This is a genomic window from Ferroglobus sp. (assembly GCF_015521575.1).
Classification (GTDB): Archaea; Halobacteriota; Archaeoglobi; order Archaeoglobales; family Archaeoglobaceae; genus Ferroglobus.
In genome coordinates this window covers 1-6,068 of sequence record NZ_WANY01000215.1, presented here as the reverse complement: position 1 = coordinate 6,068, position 6,068 = coordinate 1, and the positions used below count along the sequence as shown (strand labels likewise).

Below are 6,068 nucleotides of genomic sequence, written 5' to 3'. Positions count from 1 at the left end.
CCGAATACAACGACTGGAAGAGAGTGGAATTGACTTCTCTCTTGAACGCGAGGATAATTAGGGTTGTCAAGGAAAAGTCGATAGTCAAGCTGCTTGAGGAACTCGCCAAGGAATCTGACAGGGTGACTATCGCCACGGATTACGATAGGGAGGGAGAGCTCATAGGACTTGAGGCTGTTCAGATAATAAAGAGGGTGAATCCCAACGTGAGGATTGATAGGGTTAAGTTCTCTGCAGTAACTCCCGAGGAGATTAGGAAGGCTTTCTCTTCTCCGGGAAGAATAAACGTAAATCTTGCAAAGGCTGCGGAAACGAGACAGATAATTGATTTGCTTTGGGGTGCTGTTCTAACGAGGCTAATTTCTCTCTCCTCTGGAAGACTCGGAAGAGATTTCCTTTCAGCTGGGAGAGTTCAATCCCCCACCTTAAGGATAATTGTTGATAGGGAAAAGGAAATTAGGGAGTTCAAGCCCGAACCTTACTGGGAGATATCGGCAAAATTCGAAAAAGGAGTAGAAGCGAAGATTCCGAGGAGATTCAAGGATAAGGAGGAGGCAAAAAGAGTTTACGAAAAAATAGGAGACGGAATCGTTAAAAGCTTTGAAGAAAGAGAGAGGGTTGAGAAAAAACCGATACCCTTTAACACCACAGAATTTTTGAAGGAAGCTTCGAAGTTCATGCCTCCAGACAAAGCCATGGCGATAGCGGAAAACCTTTACATTAACGGTTACATTTCCTACCCCAGAACGGACAACACCGTTTATCCTCCATCCCTCAACCTCAAAAAACTCGTTAAGATGTTTCTCGATTCGGAGTTTGCTAAAGAAGCGAAGATCGCTCTTGAGGACATGAAGCCTTCAAGGGGTAAGAGGGAAACGAAGGACCATCCTCCCATTCACCCTACTGCTTTGGCTGACAGAAAGGAGTTGAGTAAGGATGAGTGGATTATTTACGAACTCGTCGTTAGGAGGTTTTTGGCAACCTTAGCTCCGGATGCTGTTTGGATGGTGAGGAAAGCCGAAATAATCTCTGGGGGAGAAAAACTCGTAGCTTCTGGAAAAGAGCTAATCAAAAGCGGGTGGAGAGCTATATACATCTACAGCAAAGCGGAGGATGTATTCCTTCCGAAACTTAGGGTTGGGGAGAGGTTAAAACTTCTCTCTAAGAAATTACACGAGAAGAAGACGAAGCCTCCTTCAAGATACAGCACAAGTTCTCTTATAAAGCTTATGGAAAAGTTGAATCTCGGAACTAAGTCCACGAGGCACGAGATTATAAAGAAGCTTTACAGCAGGGGATACGTGAGGGGGAATCCGGTAAAGCCGACCGAAACAGCGTTTTCTGTTGTGGAAGCTTTGAAAAAACTGTACGAGCCGATAACTTTGCCGGATATGACTGCGAAACTTGAAGAGGACATGAACAAGATTGAGGAGGGAAAAGTAGATCCAAAGTTCGTCGTTAAGGAATCCGTCGAGTTTCTGAGGAAGGTTCTTGAAAGCGCAAATAGAGAAGAGCTGTCTAAAATTTTAAGCGAGGGGATAAACAAGGACAAAATCGTTGGAAGTTGTCCCGAGTGCGGAGGAAACCTCGTTGTGAAGAAGGCGAAGAGGAGGTTTGTAGCTTGCAGTAACTATCCGGATTGCAAGTTCTCGCTACCTCTTCCGCAGAAGGGTTCTTTGTACGTTACAGCGAAAACTTGTAAAGAGCATGGAATGAAGTTCGTAAAGATAAAGCCTAAAAAAGGAAAAAGCTGGGAGTTCTGCCCCTATTGCAGCTACCTTTCCTGGGTCAATCGTTGATGCAAAGGAAGTGTCCGAGTTTCTCCCTCTTCGCTTTCAGATACTTCAAATTCTCTTCGCTGGGTTCGATTTCTATTGGTTCTCTAACAACGTCGAAACCGTAGTTTTTCAGTTCCTCTATTTTTTCCGGGTTGTTCGTCATGAGCCTAACTTTCTTTACTCCGAGATCCATTAGAATTTGGGCAGCAATCCCGTAGCTTCTCATATCCGGCGGGAATCCGAGTTCGAGGTTCGCTTCTACTGTGTCTTTCCCCTCATCTTGAAGTTTGTAAGCCATGAGCTTGTTTATCAGTCCTATTCCCCTCCCCTCGTGACCTTTCATGTAGATCAAAACGCCCTTATTTTCCGAATCTATCTTTTTCAGAGCTCTTTCAAGCTGCTCCCCGCAGTCACATCTTAAAGAGTGAAAAACGTCTCCAGTTAGGCATTCCGAGTGTATCCTCACAACACACTCTTCGAGACTTTCTCCCCTCACGAGGGCAACAACCTCCCCTATCGGAGTTTCGTAACCTATCGCCTTAAACTCTCCGTAGAACTTCGTTGGAAGTCTGGTCTCCACGACCCTCTTTACGGCTTTCTCCTCTTTAAGCCTCTTTGAGATGAGTTCCTCCATCGAAAAAGCTTCGAAGTCGTTCTCTTCGGCAAACTTCAAAGCGTAGTTCTTATCTGCAAACTCTCCTTCTTGGTTGAGCAGAAAAGCGTACACGGATATTGGTGAGTAACCTTTCATCTTCGCAACGTCTATGGCAGCTTCCCCAAAACCGGGTCTTTCGAGAACTCCGTTTTCCTTTACCTCTTCAATGAAAATTTTCCCTGGGAATTTCGCATCGTATATTTCGCCAGAAAGAATTTTCCTTATAGCTCTCAGCCTGCCAGAGGCTGTTAAATCTCCGTTGAAATCGACGGAAATAAGGTTCTTCCCTTCAAATTTAAAAGAATTAAGCCCAAGGCTTTCTATTATTCTCCAAGGCATGGCAATTCTTATCTCGTCACCGTTTTTCATTAGCATGTTGATTTTCTCTTTATCTACTTCCTCGGCTGGAAAACATATCGCAGCTCTGTTGTCTTTGTAGATGATGTAACCCATACTCCCCACTTCGAGGTGAGGTATATAATTTTTGAGATTTTTCTCAAAAATGTTAATCGACTTTCCTTCTTTTCAGCTCTTCTTCTCCTTTAATCATCTCCTCGTACTCCCCTTCGGTCATTTCGAGCACGTAGCTTCCCACGTAGCCGCACCTCTTGCAATAGTACTTTCCCGTGTAACCGCCAGCGTCGTATTCGATGTCGGTGGAATTACAAACCGGGCAAACCAAAATTTTCATGAATGAAGATTGGTAGCGAAGCTAATATACTTTGTGACGATGTTACCTTACAGCAATTGGATGTTACTAATTAACACCAAAATGATTTTAAATAAATAAAAAGATTTAAATATGTAACGATTAAATGTTGATAAGGTGAGAGAATGAAGGTGAAGAAGGTTGAGGGGAGAAAGAGAAGGATCTGCAAGTGCGCTTCGACTTGCTGAAAATCCGGAAATAATTTGTCGTGTATGCCAGTTTTACAAGCCGGGGAAAGAGGTACTTGAGTGCGGAGCTTTTAGAATTTTGAAATTTTTTGTAGAAAGCGGGAGGTTAAGCGTTGAGGAAATTGAGGAAGCGATTAAAATTATCGAAAAGACTACTTCTGAGGAGGTTTGAGAAAGCTTACGCCTACAACGCAAAAACCGACTCCCTCTACGAACTGGACGAGGAGGCTTTAAACTTTTTTATTTCCCTTGACGGAAAAGAGGTTGAGATAGAGGAAGAGCTTTATGAATACTTGAGGAGGGAGGGATTTTTCGGAAATTCGCTACCGGATTTTAAGGAGCAGAAGGAATTTCCGAGTTTAAGGTACTTGCTCGTTCACGTGACTTACAACTGCAACTTAAAATGCGAACACTGCTACGTTGAAAAAAGAGACGTTTTTATGGATCAAGAAGTTTTCGAATCTTTAGCCAGAAATTTCTACGAAATGGGAGGGTTAAAATTAATTGTAACCGGAGGTGAACCGCTGACACACCCTAAAATATTTGATTTCCTTAGAATAGCTCGGAAGTATCCGTACAGGATCGTTCTCCTGACGAACGGATTGCTTATAGATGAAAGAACGGCAAGAGAACTTTCAAAACTTGTTGATGAGGTTCAAATTAGTTTGGACGGGTTGAATGGGCATAAAATGCTGAGAGGTGTGGATTACCGAGTTGTTGTAGAGAAAATAAAGCTTTTGAGGGAACTGGTTGACGTTTCCGTTGCTACTATGATAACCAAGTACAACTTGGAAGAACTTGAGAGAATGAAAGATCTGGTAGAATCTCTCAAAGTTAAAAGTTGGAACATAGATTTTCCGAGTTGCAGCGAGGAAATAGTTCCAGATTTTGATAAGGCATCTCTGATCTCCCTCGGCTTTGGTGAAGCTCACGAAGCTGCGGAAGGATATTTGTGCGGAACTCACCTCGCCTCAGTCACTCCGAAAGGAGAAGTGACAAAGTGCGGATTTTTTGAAGACACTGTTGGAGATGTTTTCGATCTGGAAGACGCTTGGAGAGAACTTAGGAGGAAATACATATGGAGTCTTTCCGAGCTGAAGTGCAAGTGCGACTTCGTGAGGGAGTGCAAAGGAGGTTGTAGATACAGAGCTTTGCACTACTCCGGAGATATTTTCGGAGAAGATCCGGTGATGTGCGCGATTTTCAAAGCTCGGTAATTCTGTTTTTCGCTATGTAGATAATCTCGTCTCCCTCCGTTATTCTCAAACTCTTTTCGGGGTTTAACATCACCTTGTTCCCTCTTACGACACCAAGAACTATTGCATCCCGCTTTTCCTTCATTTCGAGCATTACCTCCTCGAACGTCTTGCCCATAGATCCGCTAATCTTATTTTCGAAGATGTCCATTCCCTCAGTGGACATAAGCTCGCTGAAGACGGAGGAAATCCTCGGAGCGAAAACGAATCTGCAAAGAAACAGTCCGGAGAACTCGTTTGATGATATTGTTTGTTCAACTCCAAGCATTTCGAGAGCCCTCTTTACTTTTGGATCTGATACAACGCAAGCGACTCTTATATTTTTATTTATCTTTTTTACGGCTATCGCTGAGAGGAGAGTTTCGTTGTCGGTTTTCCCGGAAATTATTGAAAAGGCGGCTTTTTCTACTCCAGCTCTTTTAAGAACTTCTTCGTCGGTTATGTCTCCATTAATAAAAACGAGGTTTTCGTGCTCTATTGGAATGCTTTCGACATCTGCAACAACCGCAACCTCTATTCCTTCCTTCAGAAGCTCTTTAACAGCCACCTCTATCACGCCGTTCCATCCCAGAGCAATAACGTGGTCTTCCATAAAGACCCTCGGTCTTCTTTTTAAACCTTTTTCGATCATAATTTCAGCCATTGAAGCGAGCATAACTCCGAGGACACCTATCCCGCTTATCATAACAAAAATTGATAAAACTTTTCCAATTTCGGTTTTCGGAGTTATGTCTCCGTAACCTACTGTCGTGGTGGTTGTTATAACCCAGTAAAGGGAGTCAAAAAGGGAAACTCCTTCGACTTTGTGAAACAGAAGGGAGGAAAATGTCCAGAGGAGAAGAATGTAGAGGGCTGAGTAGGCAAAAACCTTTCTTTCCTTTAGAACGGATGTTAGCTTTTTTAGGATTTTGATCAGAACTATCATAGTCTTTTCAGCTCTTCAACGAACTCGTCTATCATTTCCTTTGTTACGTGGGGCATCACTACCATTCTTATAGCTTTTGGCTCTCTTATCGTCGAGATGACCCATCCTCTCCTATATAGCTCCTCCTTTATTTTTTCTGCCCTTTCCGTTTTGAAAGCCACGACGTTCATAATTGGCTCAATTACAGGCTCGTAGCCGATCTCTCTCATCTTTTCGACGAGGTACTTCGTGTTTTCCATGCATTTTTCAACTATCTTTTTCATTCCTTCGAAACCGAGCCCTTTCAGCACGGCGTAACTTGAAGCGACTCCCGTTCCCGGACGGGTTCCGGTTAGTGTGAACTGATGCTTCGTCGTTAGGTAGGGAGTTTCTACTTCAAGCAGCTTCAAAAAGCTCTCGTCTCTGAAGAGAATGCCTCCAGCAGGAATCGTAGCCATTCCCATTTTGTGGGGATCCAAGGTTATGGAAGTTACTCCATCCAATTCAAAGTCGAAGGGAACTTTTCTTTCGAGAAATGGTAAAACGAGTCCACCAAAGGCTGCGTCAACGTGGAGGGG

7 protein-coding genes are annotated in these 6,068 nt (G+C 43.4%); 3 read left to right on the top strand and 4 right to left on the bottom strand.

Annotated features, from left to right (window positions below; translation table 11 throughout):
- A partial coding sequence (locus tag F7C14_RS08630; protein WP_290901877.1) for a DNA topoisomerase I occupies positions 1-1,799 on the top strand: 1,799 nt, incomplete at its 5' end.
- On the opposite strand, the gene ribA is transcribed toward F7C14_RS08630, so the two are convergent.
- Positions 1,789-2,886, bottom strand: a complete 1,098-nt coding sequence (gene ribA, locus F7C14_RS08625) for a GTP cyclohydrolase II (RefSeq protein WP_290901875.1) — start codon at positions 2,884-2,886, stop codon at positions 1,789-1,791. The two genes, F7C14_RS08630 and ribA, sit on opposite strands and share 11 nt — an antisense overlap.
- Positions 2,887-2,938: 52 nt before the next feature.
- Positions 2,939-3,124, bottom strand: coding sequence for a TFIIB-type zinc ribbon-containing protein (locus tag F7C14_RS08620; protein ID WP_290901873.1), 186 nt, complete (start codon positions 3,122-3,124; stop codon positions 2,939-2,941).
- Between the two features lie 159 nt (positions 3,125-3,283).
- Here F7C14_RS08620 and F7C14_RS08615 point away from each other — a divergent pair, with 159 nt between their 5' ends.
- Complete coding sequence (locus F7C14_RS08615; protein WP_290901871.1) at positions 3,284-3,502, top strand: hypothetical protein; 219 nt, start codon at positions 3,284-3,286, stop codon at positions 3,500-3,502.
- On the top strand, positions 3,444-4,547 hold the full coding sequence (locus F7C14_RS08610) for a radical SAM protein (protein ID WP_290901869.1): 1,104 nt from the start codon (positions 3,444-3,446) through the stop codon (positions 4,545-4,547). Before F7C14_RS08615 ends, F7C14_RS08610 begins: the two co-directional genes overlap by 59 nt.
- Here the strand turns inward: F7C14_RS08610 and F7C14_RS08605 are convergent.
- Both F7C14_RS08605 and F7C14_RS08600 read right to left on the bottom strand, forming a co-directional pair.
- On the bottom strand, positions 4,534-5,511 hold the full coding sequence (locus F7C14_RS08605; protein ID WP_290901867.1) for an ion channel: 978 nt from the start codon (positions 5,509-5,511) through the stop codon (positions 4,534-4,536). The genes F7C14_RS08610 and F7C14_RS08605 overlap by 14 nt on opposite strands.
- The coding region (locus F7C14_RS08600; RefSeq protein WP_290901864.1) for an aminotransferase class I/II-fold pyridoxal phosphate-dependent enzyme at positions 5,508-6,068 on the bottom strand (561 nt) is incomplete at its 5' end. The genes F7C14_RS08605 and F7C14_RS08600, both read right to left, overlap by 4 nt.

Coding starts and splice junctions, on each gene's coding strand:
- ribA (WP_290901875.1), bottom strand. CDS start 2,886: ATGGGTTACATCATCTACAAAGACAACAGAGCTGCGATATGTTTTCCA.
- F7C14_RS08620 (WP_290901873.1), bottom strand. CDS start 3,124: ATGAAAATTTTGGTTTGCCCGGTTTGTAATTCCACCGACATCGAATAC.
- F7C14_RS08605 (WP_290901867.1), bottom strand. CDS start 5,511: ATGATAGTTCTGATCAAAATCCTAAAAAAGCTAACATCCGTTCTAAAG.